The following is a 15,955-nucleotide window of genomic DNA, read 5'->3' as shown; positions in this document are numbered from 1 at the left end:
GGGGGCAGCGCCCCCTTTTTCCCCTCATCGTGGAGCCAAAGATGTCTGACATGATGCAAACTCAGGCCGGAGACGCAGGCGCGTTTCGCACCTTTGATCTCAGCCGCGTGCCAAGCCCTTGCTTTGTGGTGGATGAAGCCGCCATTACGCGTAACTTGCGCATCCTCAAAGATGTCTCTGACCGCTCCGGCGCCCATGTGCTGAGCGCCCTCAAAGCCTTCTCCATGTTCTCGCTTGCCCCGCTGGTGCGCCAATATCTCGGCGGCACCTGCGCAAGCGGCATCTATGAGGCCCGTCTGGGGCGTGAAGAATACGGCGGTGAGGTCGCCACCTTCTGCGCTGGTTACAAAGACAGCGACATTGATGAAATTCTCGCACTGTCTGACCACATCATTTTCAACAGCCCCAGCCAGAAAGCACGCTTTCTCAGCAAAGCCCAATCCGCCAAGGTTCAGGTTGGTCTGCGTATCAATCCGGAACACTCCGAGGGCGAGATTGCCAAGTACGATCCCTGCGCACCCTGTTCCCGCCTTGGCACACCCGTCAGCCAGCTGACGCCAGACATTCTTGACGGCGTCGACGGTCTGCACATGCACACGCTTTGCGAGCAGGGCTTTGAGCCGCTTGCACGGACATGGGTAGCGGTGGAACCCAAACTGCGCCCCTATCTGGCGGATCTCAAATGGCTGAACTTCGGCGGCGGCCACCACATCACACGAGCGGACTATGACCGCGAAGCGCTGATCGCTTTCATCAAAGAGATCCGCAGCACCTTTAATGTGGAGGTCTACCTGGAGCCCGGCGAAGCGGTGGCACTGGATGCAGGCATTTTGGTTGGCGAAATCCTCGATCTGCCCACCAATGGTATGAATCTGGCGATCACCGATATCTCCGCCACCTGCCACATGCCCGACGTGATCGAAGCGCCTTATCGCCCAGCCCTTCTGGATGAGGCGGACGCGGGGCACACCTATCGCCTCGGCGGCCCTTCCTGCCTCGCCGGTGACGTGATTGGCGACTACACATGGGCGCAGCCGCTTGAGATCGGCCAGCGCTTCGCCTTCCTCGATCAGGCGCACTATTCCATGGTGAAAACCAACACCTTCAACGGCGTGCCCCTGCCCGCGATTGCTCTGTGGAACAGCGAAACCGACGCGCTCACCATGGTGCGCACATTTGACTACACCGATTTTAAGGAGCGCCTGTCATGAGCGTTTTTCTGGACAGCGAACTGACCGAAACCGAGCGTACTGAAGACGCGTTTTTCCACGTGATCCCCGTGCCACTGGAGCGCACCGTCTCTTATGGCGCGGGCACCAAAGGTGGCCCCGCTGCGATCATCGAAGCCTCCAATGAGCTTGAGCGGCTGTGCAAAGGCATCGAGCCCTGCGCCAAAGGCATACATACCCATGCCGCGCTGGACTGCGACGGCCCGCTGCCCGAAGTCATGGAGCGTCTGGCGGCCAAAACCGAAGCCGTTGTGAAAGCAGGTAAACTGCCCGTGACACTCGGCGGCGAGCATTCCTTGAGCTACGGCGCGGTCAGTGGCGTAGCCCGCGCCTTGGGCCAACCCATCGGCATCGTGCAAATCGACGCCCATGCAGATCTGCGCATCGCCTATCAGGGCGAAAAACACTCCCATGCCTCGGTTATGCATCTTCTATCTGAGGATGGCATCCGGCTGGCCCAATTCGGCGTCCGCGCACTCTGCCCGCAAGAGGCAGAAAGTCGCAAAGAAAACAACGTCTTTCATGTCGATGCTGAGGAAATCGTGGTCAACAACACCCATGCGGTCGACCTGCCCGAAGACTTCCCGGAGCTGGTCTATGTGAGCTTTGACGTGGATGGCCTCGACCCAAGCCAGATGCCCGCCACAGGCACGCCGGTACCCGGTGGGCTTGGCTTTTATCAAGCGCTGCATCTCGTGGAACACGCTCTGAAAGGCCGCCGCTGTGTCGGTTTCGACGTCGTAGAATTGGCGCCCAACGGCGAAGAAGCCTGGGATTTCACCGCCGCACAGATCGTGTATCGACTGATGGCGCTTTGAAAAACGATGCAAAACGAGGATGCAGCTTTGGCTCTCACAGTGCAGTATTCCTCGTTTCTCAGTCTTCTGCAGCTCTAAAAACAAAGACCGGTATAAATCAGTGACGGCACGACAAATGCCTGAAAAGGCAATTGGCTATTGCCAATTTGAAACGCTACTGTCGCTTTGAATGCCCCCTAGGTTCAGGACTCATAGCCAATAGATGATGGTTGCGGCGAGAGCGATTGCTGACAGGAAGACCTTCGGGCATCTGTCGTATCGTGTTGCGACACGCCGCCAGTCTTTCAGCCTGCCGAACATGATCTCAATCCGGTTACGCCGTTTGTAGCGGCGCTTGTCGTATTTCACTGGCTTCTTGCGCTGCTTTCGACCGGGGATGCAGGGACGTATCCCTTTGTCTTTCAACGCTTCTCTGAACCAGTCGGCGTCGTAGCCACGGTCTCCAAGCAGCCAGTCCACCTTGGGCAAACTGTTCACCATGGCGCGGGCCCCGGTGTAATCGCTGACCTGTCCTGCGGTCACGAACAGGTTCAGCGGACGTCCTTGGCTATCGCAAATGGCGTGCAACTTGGTATTCATGCCGCCCTTCGTCCGACCGATCAGGCGTCCACGCCCCCCTTTTTGACGCCCAAACTGGTCGCTGTCCGGTGTGCTTTGAGGTAGGTCGCATCGATCATCACAGTCTTCTCTTCGCCGTGTTCGGCGGCCAGACCCACCATCATCCGGGCGAAGAAACCTTTATCGCTCCACCGCTTCCAACGGTTGTGGAGCGTCTTGTGAGGGCATAGGCCGCAGGAGCGTCGCGCCAACGCAACCCATTGCGATTGATGAAGATAATACCGCTCAAAACACGTCGGTCATCAACGCGTGGCTTACCATGGGACTTGGGAAAGAAGGGCTTAAGACGCGCCATCTGCGCGTCCGTAAGCCAGAATAGATCAGACATGTTACCGCTCGATTTTCGAACCGTGAATCACGCCGCTGGACCGAAATCAATGGGTCCTGACCCTACGGGTGGCTTGCGGTTCACCAAACAGAGGCTCACATATGCAGTCGCACCTGAAATACGGACGCGATACATCGCGGGGGCAAAATACGAAGATCGCATAGGCCTGACTGCAAGCTTTGAAAGCAGAGGTCTTGAGGGGCGATCAGTGTTCGCAAGAACCACGTTTTTTGACATCACAAACGCCCGCGACAGTTCTTTGTCAGGTCACATCGCGACGGCCAGTGTTGGCGTACGACAAGCGGTTGGTGGGCGCGCCATTATTGGTGTTACGGGCCGCATAGAACGGGAGAACGTTCCAAACGCCTCACAGGATGCGTTGACAACACAAATCACGGCTTTTGGGACGTTTGAGATGAGATACGGCATCACTGCGCAGCCAAGCCTGTATTACCGCTTCAAAGATCACAAGAACCCAAGCCCCATTCTTCCCGCCGACCCAAACCAAAAAACCTACGGACTTAGGTTGAGACTGGAAAAAAACGATTGGTTTATCGCGGGCAGCTACACGCCGTTTTTTGATATCAGTTACGAAAATACACGCAGCGATATTGGCGCTTTCACCTATACCGAAACCAGATCACAAATTGGGGTGAACCGGCGTTTCTGATTGCTGATAGCGCCTCCAACATAAAATTATCACGTCAGATCCGGAGCGGACACAGTAGCTGAACCGCAATGAGCACGAAACCCGCCTCTAGATGCAAAAAAGCCCTCAGGTCTCTGCGACCTAAGGGCTTTTTATGGCTCCGGCGGTAGGGATCGAACCTACGACCAATTGATTAACAGTCAACTGCTCTACCGCTGAGCTACGCCGGAACATGTGTTTCTCTTGAGCAATCTCAGGAGATGTGGCGGGGTATAACTTTGCTTTTCTGATACGTCCAGAGGCTTTTTTGAAGTTTTTTGAAAATCCGCAAAAATCTTTTACATCAGCTCAAAGACCGCATCCGCAGACAGCGCACCTTGCGCCTTAACCCGATTTTTACCATGCAAATCAACAAGGTGTGCAAAGACGTTCCGGGTTGCGGCAGGCAGGAGCGCCGCAGGGGTTTCGACATAAATTTCGGCAGCCAGCGCGCCTGCTGTCGCAGGTCCAGTTCCCAATGCCTGAAGGATCTCTGCTTCGCGCCCCTGACGGTGCGCCATAAGCCAATCAAGCCGCGCAGCAGGGTTTTCAATTGGCGCCCCATGTCCCGCATGAAACACCCGCCAGTCACGCGCGCGCAGCTTTGCGCAGGACGCCATGAAATCCGTCAGATCCCCATCGGGCGGCGACACCAGCGAACTGGCCCACCCCATGACGTGATCCCCACAAAAGCACATATCTCCCATGGCAAGCGAGATGTGGTTGCCAAAGTGTCCGGGTGTGTGGATCACCTCCAGCGCCCAACCGCGCCCGCGCAGCACTTCTCCTTCACACACGACCCGATCCGGAAGAAAATCTGCATCCACCCCCTCACCGCCGCCCGCCAGACCACTGTCTGCCAGTGTCTGCATCACAGAGCTGCGTCCCGCGTCCGCATCGCCATAGGCATAGATTGGCGCGCCAGTTTCCTCTGACAGCGCTTTGGCCAGTGGTGAATGATCGAGATGAGCATGTGTCACGATAATGTGGGTTATCGTTTGCTCAGGTGTCAGAGCAGAAAGAATGGCGCGCAAGTGGGCGTCGCTTTCAGGACCGGGATCAATCACCGCAATCTCTGAGCATCCGATCAGATAAGTGTTGGTGCCGCGAAACGTCATTGGCGAGGGGTTAGGCGCCAAGACCCGGCGGACATTCGCCTCCAATTGCGCCGCCACACCGGGTTCTGGGTTGAAAGCCAAGGTTTGCGCGTTCATGGTCGTCCTCTCGGGAGTGTCAATGACCAAGGTGTAGGCATGTTTTTTCGCTGGCTCAAACGATATCTGCCGCGCAGTCTCTACGGCCGCGCCGCCATGATCTTGATCCTGCCAGTCGTACTCCTGCAGGTTGTGGTGTCGTTTGTGCTTGTGAGCAGACACTTTGAAGGGGTGACAGAGCAGATGACACGCGCGACCGTGCGTGAAGTTCAACTGGTGCTTGAAGCACTGGACGTGCAGGAAAGCCAACCCGACGCGCTGCCAACGGTTCTGGAAACGCTGAAAATTGTGCTGATCCAGCCCGAGCGCCTTGCCACAAAGGACACGCGACTTTGGTACGATTTCTCGGGCATCATAATGACGCGAGATTTCAAGCTGCTGCTTCCCAGCGTGCGCGCGGTTGAGCTGGAAGATGACCGCATCGTCATTCTCAATTTGGATACGGCCCATGGCCTGATAAAGCTTATCTTTGACCGCAATCGCGTGTCTGCGGCCAACTCTCACCAGCTCTTTGTGAATATGCTGGTATTTGGCGCTTTGCTGACCTTTGTTGCCTATCTCTATTTGCGCAACCAACTGCGGCCAATCAAACGCTTGGCCGTGGCTGCAGAGGCGTTTGGACGCGGCCATTCGCTGCCGTATTCGCCGCGTGGCGCCACAGAAGTGCGCGCTGCAGGCAATGCCTTCTTGGACATGCGCGCCCGTATTGAACGCCAGATCGAACAACGTACCCTAATGCTGTCAGGTGTCAGTCATGACCTGCGCACCCCCCTCACCCGTTTCAAACTGGGTTTGTCGCTGCTCGATGATGAAGATCGGGAACCGCTGGAGAAAGATGTCGAGGAAATGCAGCGCATGCTGGATGCCTTCCTCGATTTCGCCCGAGGAGTTTATGCAGATGAAAGCGAAGCGACCGACCCCGTCGAGCTCGTGCAAAACATCGTCAGCGGCTACACTCGCAGCGGCGCAGACGTGACATTGCACACCTGCGATGACGGTGAAGAAATTCCGCTACGCTCCGCCAGTGTGCGCCGCGCCGTGGACAACCTCATTGGCAACGCAATCCGCTATGGGTCGCGGGCTGACGTCTCCGTCGAAATGACCGACAAATACCTGCGCATCCGTGTCGAGGATGATGGCCCCGGTATTTCGCCTGAAAACTATGAGGAAGCGCTCAAACCCTTTGCCCGGCTTGAGCCAGCACGCAACCAAAACAAAGGCATGGGGGTCGGTCTTGGCCTCTCCATCGCAGCCGATGTGGCGCGCGCCCATGGCGGCATTTTAAGACTAGGTGAAAGCACAACGCTGGGTGGCTTGCGGGCGGATCTGGTGCTGGGCCGCTAGGCCGGCTCAGCTTTACACCTGACGCCGAAGGCGATAGCAGTCAAAACCAAAGTCCTGCGACAGAAAAGACAGATAAAAGGAAGCGTTATGCGTATTGGAAACCGAGACATTGGCCCCAATCACCCGCCTCTCGTGATCGCAGAGATCGGTATCAATCATGGCGGCGATCTTGCCGTGGCCAAAGAGATGGTGCGCCTTGCTGCCCTGTCCGGCTGTGAAATGGTCAAACATCAGACCCACTTTGTGGATGATGAAATGACCGAAGAAGCCAAGCAGATCTTCCCGCCAAACGCAGATGTGTCGATCTGGGAAGTGATGGAGCAATGCGCGCTGTCCGCCGAAGATGAATTGGAGCTCATGCGCTATACCGAAGAGCTCGGCATGATCTTTATCTCCACACCGTTTTCGCGCAAAGCTGCCGATTTTCTTGCCGAAGCCAATGTGCCTGCATTCAAGATCGGCTCTGGCGAAGCCGACAACCTGCCCCTGATCCGCCACATCGCGTCCTTTGGCAAACCGGTCATCATGTCCACCGGCATGCAGACCATCGAAACCATGCAGCGCTCTGTCGCCATCCTGGAAGAGGCCGGCGTCGAATATGCCCTGCTGGAATGCACCAACCTATACCCGTCCCCGCCTGAAATCGTTTCTTTGCGCGGCGTAACCGATCTGAAAGAGGCCTTCCCAAACGCGGTTGTGGGCTTTTCGGATCACTCCATCGGCCCGGAAATGGCACTGGCCTCTGTGGCGCTTGGGGCATGTATTCTGGAGCGTCATTATACCGACACCCGCTACCGTCAGGGCCCCGATATCATCAACTCGATGGATCCCTCGGAACTTCGCTTCCTGATCGAACGTTCCCGTGAAATCTGGATCGCCGCCAACAATCCAAAACAACGCACTGAGGCCGAAGAACCCGTCTACGCTTTCGCCCGCGCCTCTGTTGTCGCAGACAAAGACCTGCCCGCAGGCCATGTGATCACCGAACAAGACATCTGGGCCCGCCGCCCGGGCTCCGGCGAAATTCCCGGCTACGACTTTGATAAAGTGGTTGGCAAAACACTCACCAAGGCGGTGACACGAAACACGCAGCTCAAGTGGGAAGATTTGGAGGGATGAGGCCAGATGGGCGGCTTCCAATTTACCTGTCTTGATCCGCGCAAAGACAAGCGCGCGAAAATTGAGCGACTGCTATCATCAGGTGGTCGTATCAACTGGCTGAGGCTTGCGCCTATGAGTTTTCGCAATTGGCCAGAAACCGAGCGCGAAGCAAGTCAGGCACAGGCTATGTCCAAAGATCGTGGAGGTAGCGGTCTGAAACAGCGTTTGACGCTTAGATTGTTGAAGCTGCAATACAATGGTGCACGCGCCTATTTTAGAAAGCGTCCCAACGAAGTTGCGGTCTGCTGGAATGGACTGAATGGCACGCGTCGTGTGTTCATGCAGGGTGCAAAGGCCGCCGGTGCAAAGACTCTGTTCTTTGAGTTGGGGCCTTTCCCAGGGCGGATCACAGTTGACCCACAGGGCGTAAACAACGCCAGCTGTCTGCCGCGCGACATCGCCCCATACAAACGGTGGTTTGGGGGCGCACAAAAACACGACTGGCGGGAAATCAAAGGTCAGATCAAACAACGCAATGCTCTGCGCGTCGCCGAAGACCTAGACGCACCTCCTCTGAGTGATCCGTTCATCTTCGTGGCGCTTCAGACACCGGGCGACAGCCAGCTGCGCCTGTTCGGCGGGAACTTCCCCACGGTGCCTATGCTGATTGACGCAGTCGCTCAAGCAGCGCAGTCACTACCTGAAGGGTGGCATATCCGCATAAAGGAGCATCCAACAGCACCAGAGTCATTCGCCGCCCAAATCCAAAACGCCCTGCCCGGCAAAGTCTTTCTGGACAATGCCAATGACACGTTTTCGCAGGTCGCTGCCAGCCGAGGGGTGGTGACGGTCAATTCCTCCGTCGGACTTGAGGCGATGTTTTATGACAAACCGGTGGTGGCCTGCGGTGAATGCTACTGGGCGATAGACGGCGTGGCGCAGCAGGCAAAAGACACCGCCACCCTTAAGGCGCTCTTTGCCGCGCCTGAACAGTTTTCTTATTCCAAAGAGGCACGCGACGCTTTCATGTCTTTTCTTGATCAGTGCTATTACCCCAAGATGGACCGCGACGATCAGTTTTCCCTGATCGCAGAACGTCTGAATTCCGACGGCAACCGCGATATCTGGCAGGCACCCTAATGAAGTGGTTTTTTTCAAAGCCGCGCAAAAAAGGCCGCGCTTCACGCATTTCAATAAAACCACCGATGGCAGCTGCCGGACGACATGGTGTGGCGTTGGTCACGATTGCCAAAAATGAAGAAAAACGTATTGCTGACTGGCTAACATTCCACGCTCTCGCAGGCGTGCGAGAAGTCATTCTCTACGACAACAAGTCCACTGATCGGACCGCAGAAATTGCAAGTAAATTTAGCGGATTAAAAGTCACAGTTATCCCTTGGCAGTTACACACTGAAACCTCGTCTCCAGCAATGGTTCTGCCTCGCCAGATTCTCGCATATTGCCATGCAATAAGCACCTTTGGGGAGAGGTTTCGCTGGATGAGCATGATAGACCTTGATGAATACATAGTGCCCAAGGACACTCTGACAATTGAGGACGCCCTCAAGCCGCTGGAGGCGCACAGCAATATCTCTTTGCCTTGGGTCATGTTTGGCCACAACGGACACCAATCGCCCACAACAACCCCCATTCCATTCGGATACACAGAACGGGCGCGGCATCAATCAGGTCCACTGCTCAACTTCAAATGCATCATAGACCCATGTCAGGTAACAAAGGTCAGCGTGCACAAATTTGAAACGGTCTCTATGGGAAAAAACTCAGCCAATACCCTGGGTCGCACTGCATCCAATAAAACTCGTAAATCCGAGAGTTTTGTTACCAATGATGTCTTGCAGCTTAATCACTACTACCTGCTGTCTCAGCAAGACACAGAAGAAAAGATCAATCGTGGCGCAGTTTCAGGTGTCTCAAATGACACGCGCTCGAGATCCCTTCGGGAAAAGCAGAAGTTGATCGAGGCTGAACCAGTCTCCGATACGTCCGCTTTGGATTTCCTTTCGCGTCATGGCATCTTCGATGCAAACCAATTCGCAGACACATTTCGAGGTTAATACATGCCAGCTTTGATGTTTCAGCACCTGCGCGATACAAACAACGTCGGAGATGCTAAATGCAGTCCGTTTGACTATTTTGATTGGAAGGATGCACAAGCCAAAGATCTGCGCACACCAAGTCCTGAATACAAAATTGGGATTTATGGCGGAGGCAAGATATTTGGCGGGCTCGCTGATGAAGCAGGCATTCTAAAGCATGATGGCGTCAAACATATTGCCTGGGGTGTGGGCACACGCCAAACTTTCCCGATCTCACGCAAGTACGCTCGTGCGCGCAATTTATGTGATCTCGTTGGAAGCCGCGACTGGGGTGACACGCGCTATGACTATGCCCCTTGTGCGAGTTGTATGTCACCGCTGTTTGATACCGCTAAGGAACCTGAGCACGACATAGTGTTTTACTTTCATGGCGGCAAAACAGAAAAACAGAAACTTGCCATACCAGATGAGATGCCCAAACTGTCAAATAATTGCGGCTCACTAGAAGAGGCGCTTGCATTCATTGCCAGTGGCAAGACCGTTGTCTCCAACTCTTATCACGGCGTCTATTGGTCTCTTCTAATGGGGCGTAAAACAATTTGCGTACCGTTTTCCAACAAGTTTTATGGCTATCGCTTCAAGCCGGCTTATGCGACACCGAGAAATTGGAAAGAAAAACTGAACACCGGAATCGCCGCTCCAGAAATGCTAACCACCTGTAGAGACGCAACATACGCCTTTAAAAACAAGGTCGATGCAATCATAACAGAGGTCACCAAATGACCCGCTCCTTACTCTTCCTCACCGGAACGCGTGCCGATTTCGGCAAGCTGGAACCACTTGCGATTGCCGCCCGTGATGCAGGTTTCAAGGTGACGTTTTTCATCACCGGCATGCATATGCTGGCGCGCTACGGCATGACCAAACTGGAAGTCCACCGTATGGCCGGTGTGACAAAACATGAATATCTCAACCAGCGTCCCGGGGATCCCCAAGATATCATCTTGGCAAAAACCGTGATTGGGTTTTCGGACTACATCACCGAAACCAATCCTGATCTGGTTGTGGTGCATGGGGATCGCATCGAAGCGCTGGCTGGCGCTTTGGTGGCCGCCACGAACTACATTCCTTGCGCGCATATCGAAGGTGGTGAGGTCTCCGGCACCATTGATGAGATTTATCGCCACTGCAACACCAAGCTCTCCAGCCATCATTTTGTGAGCTCTGATGCCGCCAAGAACCGCGTGATGGCGATGGGGGAGCCTGAGGCTGCCGTGCATGTCATCGGCTCACCTGAGCTTGATTTTCACGCAGGGCCCTCCGGTGTCACTCTCGATCAGGTCAAAGAGCACTACGACATTCCGTTTGACGAGTTCGGCCTTGTGACCTTCCATCCAGTCACCTCTGAGCAGGCGACAATGGGTGCGCAGGCACAGGATTTGTTTGCCGAGCTGGAAGCCTCCGGAAAGAACTTTCTTGTCATCGCACCCAACAATGACCCGGGATCAGAAGACATCTTCAAAGTACTGGCAACTTTGCCAACAGATCGCTTTCGCCAGTATCCATCGATGCGGTTTAACCATTTCTCCGAACTTATGAAAAACGCCGCCTGTATGATTGGCAACTCCTCCGCCGGGGTGCGCGAAGCGCCGTTCCTCGGCTTGCCCTCATTGGATATCGGCACCCGTCAGACCAATCGCGCGCAGTCGAGCTCCGTGGTGTCCTGTGCCGCCTCAGACAGCGCTGCCATTCGCGACTTTTTGGCAACCCAATGGGGCAAACCACACGCACCACACACAGGATTTGGCGAAGGTCATTCTGCCGACCGTTTTGTCGCGCTTCTGAACGATGAAACGTTCTGGGGGCAAGGTCTGCAAAAGGCCTTTCAGGACAACACCTGAAAGGCCCAGTCCGTTAAGACATGTCCATATCCACAAAGCCCGTCATACGGCGGGCTTCCCAAGCGCGCGCAATCAACAGGCTGCTGTCCCGCATCCGGTCAAAACGTGGCATCAGCGGATTGCCTGATGTCTCCTGACCACGTGCAAGCGCGAGGAAATCACGCATCATGTCCATGAACATGTCGTTGCGTTCAAACACATATGGGGTGATCTCTGCGCCCTGCCCCTTGTCCTCAGACAAGCTTGGCGCAAGGAAGTCCAAGTCGACCATACGCGCCGCCCCGCGCAGCGCCGCTTTGCGCAAGGATACCGGCGAAACATAGTCCATGGAGATGGTGCCCACCGCTCCGCTTTTTGCCACCACATCGACACGTGTTGCGAAATCAATCTGCGCAAAGTCCTTATGCGCCAGCGCGCGCACATCTGAAAGCTCAAGCGGTCCCATTACTGCCAGCGCCAGATCCATTTCGTGGCACAGGTCCATCAAAACCCCGCCCCCCTCTGGCTCTGCAGCATAGCTTCCGGCAAAAGACCAGTTTTCGCGCCACTGGCGCACGTCATGGCCAATTTCAAAAGAAAACCCATAGGTCTGGCTCAGATCAAGCCCTGCCAACGCCCGCACCGCCGGGTGATAGCGCATCATGAAACCGACCATCGAACGTGCCGCAACAGGTGTGGCTGCGTCATGGATCGCGTCTGCCTGCTCGACACGCCAAGCAAGCGGCTTTTCCGCATAAAACGGCCAATCCCGCGCGGCGCACATCTCGATCAGCTCCAGCCGGATTGGCGTGGAGGTGGCAATCACCACCGCCTCGATATCTTTGCGCACCTCGAAAGCGGCGCGGTCAAACCCGCGCCACCCAATCAACTCGACAGCCTCGCCCAATGCCGCCAGATTGGCCGCATGGCGTTTTCCGATGGAGCCTGCCCCGATGACGGCGATCACCACGCCGAGAAACCCCCATCCACATTGACCATCTGACCGGTCATGTGGCCTGCGTGTTTGCTGGCAAGGAACAGCATCACATCCGCGATCTCATCGGGCTGCGCCATGCGATCCTGCATGATCAACGCGCCGACGCGTTTCTGAAATTCCTCGGAATGCCCGTTGAACACCGCACCCGGCGAAATCGTGTTCACCGTGGCGTCACGCTTCGCCCAGTACCCTGCCAGCCAAACAGTCATGCCGTGAATGCCGGCTTTGGAAACACCATAAGCCGAGAAATTCTTGAACGGCATACCATCATAAATCGGATGATGCGCGCCATTGAGCGCATACATCGAGGCCACATTGATCAGCGCGCTTGGGTATTTGCCCACGATGTCGCGATCCATCTGACGTGCAATCATAAAGGCGCCGGTCAGGTTGGTGCGCATGGTGCGTTCAAAGTCGTCCACCGTGGTATCGGCAAAATCGGGAAACGGCTTGCCCGCGCCCATCAGCATCTCCCCCGTGATGGCCGCGTTGTTCAGCACCACATTGGGCTGCCATCCATCCGCCATGACACGTTTGAAGATCTCGACAACCTCTTCTTCGACCCCAACGTTCAAGTCGTAATAGCCAAAGTTCGGGTTGTCGCCATGTGTCTCCTTAAGCGCATCCGCCCGCGCGCCGGGCAGATCGGTGGCCACAACCTTTGCACCCACCTCCAACATACGCCGCACATAAGTGGAGCCCAAGACACCGCCAGAGCCTGTGATAAATACCGTGCGCCCGTCCAACTGTTTGTCCATCTTGCGGCCTCCTTCAGCCCTTGCTCTCAAGATACTCGCGAAGAAGCATCTCTACCAATCTGAAATCAAAGGGGGAATCGATATCAATGCAACGCTCAGGCGGCATTTCAAACGGGATCACCCGCCCTTCGTAAATTGTTCTTGCATCGCGCAGATAGTGTGGCGCGACAACATAGGTCGACGCCGCGTGCTCATAAACTGTCGGTGCAGCCTGACGGGCCCAGACGCCACCGGGCAGCGGCTTACTGACATGCAGCGCACCAGTTTCATCCGGTTCCACGAGATTGAAGTAGGGATTTTTCCGCGCCTCACAAACACTCATGACCATGTCTGGCTGCTCTTTCAGAAAAAGCTCCAGCGCACCGGTGATATCCTCAGGTTGGCGCATGGGAGAGGTGCAATCCAGATCCAGAAACGCGGTGGCAGGCTGGCCCGCCGCAGCTTCCCCTGCCTCCATGGCATGTTGCCAGACCCCCCATTTGGGCGCCTCATCCGTTGCGAGATGCGCAGGCCGCAGCCCAATCTCAAGCGCCCCCTTGGCAACGGCATGCTCATACATTTCCTCATCATCCGTCGATACGACCACCGCATCCACCATCGGGTGTTCAAACAGCTGATCCAGCGACCAATCGATCATTGGCTTGCCGCACAAGTTTTTGAAGTTCTTGCGAACAACCCCTTTGGAGCCTTTCCGTGCTCCGATATGACCAAGGATCATAAATGCCTCTCCTCTGTTGCGAGCCCGCGGGGCGGGCGCATGACGACATGCGCGCAGTTGCCCTCAGCTTGTTACGCAAGCCCCGTTGGCCACGCAACGCGAAACTGCCAAACGGGTTGCGTGGCAAATGCACAAAACATATGTATCGGCCAACTTCATGACGCAAAAAGATTGATTGCACCACTGATGGCTTCTTCCAAACGCACCTTTGCCCATTGGCTGACCGACGCCATCATTCGCGGCTTTTTGTCCGCGATGCGCTGCCTGCCCTATGAGACGCGCATCACACTGAGTGGCAAAGTCATGACCAATGTGATCGCCCCTTTCACAGGCAACCGCCGCCGCATCCGCGAAAATCTGGCGCTTGTGATGCCAGAGTTGAGCGCTACAGCGCGCGAGGCCATCGTACGCGAAGTGCCCGAAACCATGGGCCGCATGCTGATGGAAATGTATTCGGCAAATGAGTTTTCCGCGCGCGTTGCCACATACCCCATCACAGGCCCCGGTCTTGCCGCTCTCAAAGCAGCGCAGGCAGAGGGCAAAGGCGCCATGCTGGTGACCGGGCATTTCGGCAACTACCTCGCCGTGCGCGCCGCGCTTTTGGCGCAGGGCATTCAGGTGGCTGGACTCTATAAAAAAATGTCCAACCCATACTTCAATGATCACTACGTCGCCGCCATGGAAGATTTCGGAAAACCCGTCTTTGAACGTGGCCGCCGTGGCATGTCCGGCATGATCAAACATCTGCGCAGTGGTGGCTTTCTCGGAATCGTCCAAGACCAGCGTATCAATGACGCACCAGTGATGGATTTCATGGGCAAACCCGCCCGAACGGCGACCTCAGCCGCGGAATTGGCGCTTAAGTTCAAACTCGACCTCGTCCCCTGCTATGGGGTGCGCCAACCGGATGGCACTTATGTCATACAGACGGAAGCCCCTGTGCCGCACAGCACCGCTGAAGAAATGACCAAAGCCCTCAATGACAGCCTGGAAGCGCTCATTCGTGCCTATCCGGGGCAATGGATGTGGACACACAACCGTTGGCGGGGCGCTGGCAATGACACAAGCGAAGACCGTGCTCGGTCTAATTCCTGAGCAAACGCTGCAATTTCTTCACAAAATCATCCCATTTGCGCGCTTTTTTAAACACCTCGTCGTGATAGCAAGAAGCATGGCCCAAAGATCAAGAGGCCGGATTTTGTTGCTATAGGAGAGAGTTGTGTTCCACGTCCGCCCATTTGAAGTCGCGAATTCTGCACGCCATGCCCGTTTGTTTGAGCTTTTGCGCCAACAAAACCTCGCAGCGCATCAAAAGAAGGTGCGCGCCCGTCAAACGGTTGAACTCTTCAAAGATGACCACTTTGAATTTCGTGCTGAACGTTTGATGAAAAGCGCCACTGACTCCCTGCTCCGCAGCGCTTAAATTTAGCGTTATCCACGGAAACCGGTCGCAACCACGAATTTCTCAGAGCTGTCTGCGCGGCTGCTGGGGGGTTTCACGTTGGCAACTTTGGTGAACTTCTGCTTCAGAAGCTTTTGCAACTCGCCTTCTGCACCACCGGCCAGAACTTTGGCGACAAAGGTGCCGCCCTCTTCCAAAACGTCAAAGGCAAAGTAGGCAGCCGCTTCGCAAAGCGACATAATGCGCAGGTGATCGGTTTGCTTGTGGCCAGAGCTTGCGGCAGCCATGTCGCTCATCACCACATCAGCCTTGCCGCCCAGCCACTCTTTCACCTTCACATCGGCATCGTCTTCCATGAAGTCGAGCTGATGAATCTCACAGCCTGCAATGGCTTCAACTTCCTGAAGGTCGACCCCCAGAATGGTGCCAACTTTTTTGCCTGACTTTTCGCCAAGCGCGTTCACGCGTGGCACGGCCACCTGGCACCAGCCTCCGGGGGCACAGCCAAGGTCCACAACCCGGGCGCCAGGCACCAGAAAGCGGTATTTGTCGTCCAACTCCATGATCTTAAATGCCGCACGACCGCGATAGCCCTCGGCCTTTGCGCGCTGCACATAAGGGTCATTCAACTGGCGCTGCAGCCAGCGAGTGCTGGACAATTTGCGCCCACGCGCCGACTTCACCTTTACGGTCAAATCGCGCTGTCCGCGCCCGGATGTGTTTTTGCCGGTCGGTTTCTTGGCCATCTTGCTCACCACTTCGCTTTGAAACAAAGCCTTCTAGTCATTTTTGCCGCCACTTCA

The 15,955-nt window shown here is 55.7% G+C and carries 15 protein-coding genes, 1 tRNA gene and 1 pseudogene; 10 read left to right on the top strand and 7 right to left on the bottom strand.

All coding sequences use genetic code 11. The features are described from left to right. Positions 1 to 41 precede the first annotated feature (41 nt). A complete protein-coding gene (nspC, locus tag J7413_RS01355; protein ID WP_209095669.1) occupies positions 42 to 1,211 on the top strand; it encodes a carboxynorspermidine decarboxylase in 1,170 nt (389 codons plus the stop codon). Next, positions 1,208 to 2,047, top strand: a complete 840-nt coding sequence (gene speB, locus J7413_RS01350; protein WP_209095668.1) for an agmatinase — start codon at positions 1,208 to 1,210, stop codon at positions 2,045 to 2,047. Before nspC ends, speB begins: the two co-directional genes overlap by 4 nt. Before the next feature lie 189 nt (positions 2,048 to 2,236). Here speB and J7413_RS01345 read toward each other — a convergent pair. After that, positions 2,237 to 2,993 (bottom strand): annotated as a pseudogene (locus J7413_RS01345) (IS5 family transposase). A gap of 208 nt (positions 2,994 to 3,201) precedes the next feature. On the opposite strand from J7413_RS01345, the gene J7413_RS01340 reads away from it, so the two are divergent. Beyond that, complete coding sequence (locus J7413_RS01340; protein WP_247743276.1) at positions 3,202 to 3,663, top strand: hypothetical protein; 462 nt, start codon at positions 3,202 to 3,204, stop codon at positions 3,661 to 3,663. A 134-nt stretch (positions 3,664 to 3,797) separates the two neighbouring features. Here J7413_RS01340 and J7413_RS01335 read toward each other — a convergent pair. Together J7413_RS01335 and J7413_RS01330 are read right to left on the bottom strand one after the other, a co-directional pair. Next, positions 3,798 to 3,872, bottom strand: a tRNA-Asn gene (locus tag J7413_RS01335). 108 nt (positions 3,873 to 3,980) lie between these two features. Further along, positions 3,981 to 4,895, bottom strand: coding sequence for an MBL fold metallo-hydrolase (locus J7413_RS01330; protein WP_209095666.1), 915 nt, complete (start codon positions 4,893 to 4,895; stop codon positions 3,981 to 3,983). A gap of 39 nt (positions 4,896 to 4,934) precedes the next feature. On the opposite strand from J7413_RS01330, the gene J7413_RS01325 reads away from it, so the two are divergent. The 6 genes from J7413_RS01325 to neuC all read left to right on the top strand — a co-directional run bounded on the left by J7413_RS01325 (position 4,935) and on the right by neuC (position 11,298). After that, positions 4,935 to 6,239 (top strand): ATP-binding protein, encoded by a 1,305-nt coding sequence (locus J7413_RS01325; RefSeq protein WP_209095665.1) that lies wholly within the window; start codon positions 4,935 to 4,937, stop codon positions 6,237 to 6,239. An 87-nt stretch (positions 6,240 to 6,326) separates the two neighbouring features. Beyond that, entirely contained in the window at positions 6,327 to 7,358 is a 1,032-nt protein-coding gene (locus J7413_RS01320; RefSeq protein WP_209095664.1) for an N-acetylneuraminate synthase family protein, read from the top strand. 114 nt (positions 7,359 to 7,472) lie between these two features. Continuing rightward, a complete protein-coding gene (locus J7413_RS01315; RefSeq protein WP_209095663.1) occupies positions 7,473 to 8,480 on the top strand; it encodes a capsular biosynthesis protein in 1,008 nt (335 codons plus the stop codon). After that, a complete protein-coding gene (locus J7413_RS01310; protein ID WP_209095662.1) occupies positions 8,480 to 9,415 on the top strand; it encodes a glycosyltransferase family 92 protein in 936 nt (311 codons plus the stop codon). Before J7413_RS01315 ends, J7413_RS01310 begins: the two co-directional genes overlap by 1 nt. Before the next feature lie 3 nt (positions 9,416 to 9,418). Continuing rightward, complete coding sequence (locus tag J7413_RS01305) at positions 9,419 to 10,180, top strand: polysaccharide pyruvyl transferase family protein (protein ID WP_209095661.1); 762 nt, start codon at positions 9,419 to 9,421, stop codon at positions 10,178 to 10,180. After that, positions 10,177 to 11,298: a UDP-N-acetylglucosamine 2-epimerase gene (neuC, locus tag J7413_RS01300; RefSeq protein WP_209095660.1), complete on the top strand. Its 1,122-nt coding sequence runs from the start codon at positions 10,177 to 10,179 to the stop codon at positions 11,296 to 11,298. Before J7413_RS01305 ends, neuC begins: the two co-directional genes overlap by 4 nt. A 13-nt stretch (positions 11,299 to 11,311) precedes the next feature. Here neuC and J7413_RS01295 read toward each other — a convergent pair whose 3' ends face one another. From J7413_RS01295 to J7413_RS01285, 3 genes are read right to left on the bottom strand one after another with little or no spacing between them, the layout of a single operon-like run. Next, positions 11,312 to 12,247, bottom strand: a complete 936-nt coding sequence (locus tag J7413_RS01295) for a Gfo/Idh/MocA family oxidoreductase (RefSeq protein WP_209095659.1) — start codon at positions 12,245 to 12,247, stop codon at positions 11,312 to 11,314. Beyond that, positions 12,241 to 13,032: an SDR family oxidoreductase gene (locus J7413_RS01290; protein WP_209095658.1), complete on the bottom strand. Its 792-nt coding sequence runs from the start codon at positions 13,030 to 13,032 to the stop codon at positions 12,241 to 12,243. The genes J7413_RS01295 and J7413_RS01290 overlap by 7 nt, the downstream gene beginning before the upstream one ends. Positions 13,033 to 13,045: 13 nt before the next feature. Further along, complete coding sequence (locus J7413_RS01285; protein WP_209095657.1) at positions 13,046 to 13,750, bottom strand: acylneuraminate cytidylyltransferase family protein; 705 nt, start codon at positions 13,748 to 13,750, stop codon at positions 13,046 to 13,048. Between the two features lie 186 nt (positions 13,751 to 13,936). Here J7413_RS01285 and J7413_RS01280 point away from each other — a divergent pair, with 186 nt between their 5' ends. Then, positions 13,937 to 14,845: a lysophospholipid acyltransferase family protein gene (locus J7413_RS01280; protein WP_209095656.1), complete on the top strand. Its 909-nt coding sequence runs from the start codon at positions 13,937 to 13,939 to the stop codon at positions 14,843 to 14,845. Positions 14,846 to 15,181: 336 nt separating this feature from the next. Here the strand turns inward: J7413_RS01280 and J7413_RS01275 are convergent, their stop codons facing one another. Next, complete coding sequence (locus J7413_RS01275) at positions 15,182 to 15,898, bottom strand: RlmE family RNA methyltransferase (protein ID WP_209095655.1); 717 nt, start codon at positions 15,896 to 15,898, stop codon at positions 15,182 to 15,184. Positions 15,899 to 15,955: the final 57 nt, after the last annotated feature.

The organism is Shimia sp. R10_1 (assembly GCF_017744095.1).
GTDB lineage: Bacteria > Pseudomonadota > Alphaproteobacteria > Rhodobacterales > Rhodobacteraceae > Shimia.
The sequence above is the reverse complement of the archived record's forward strand: the minus strand, read 5'-3'. Positions and strand labels throughout refer to the sequence as shown.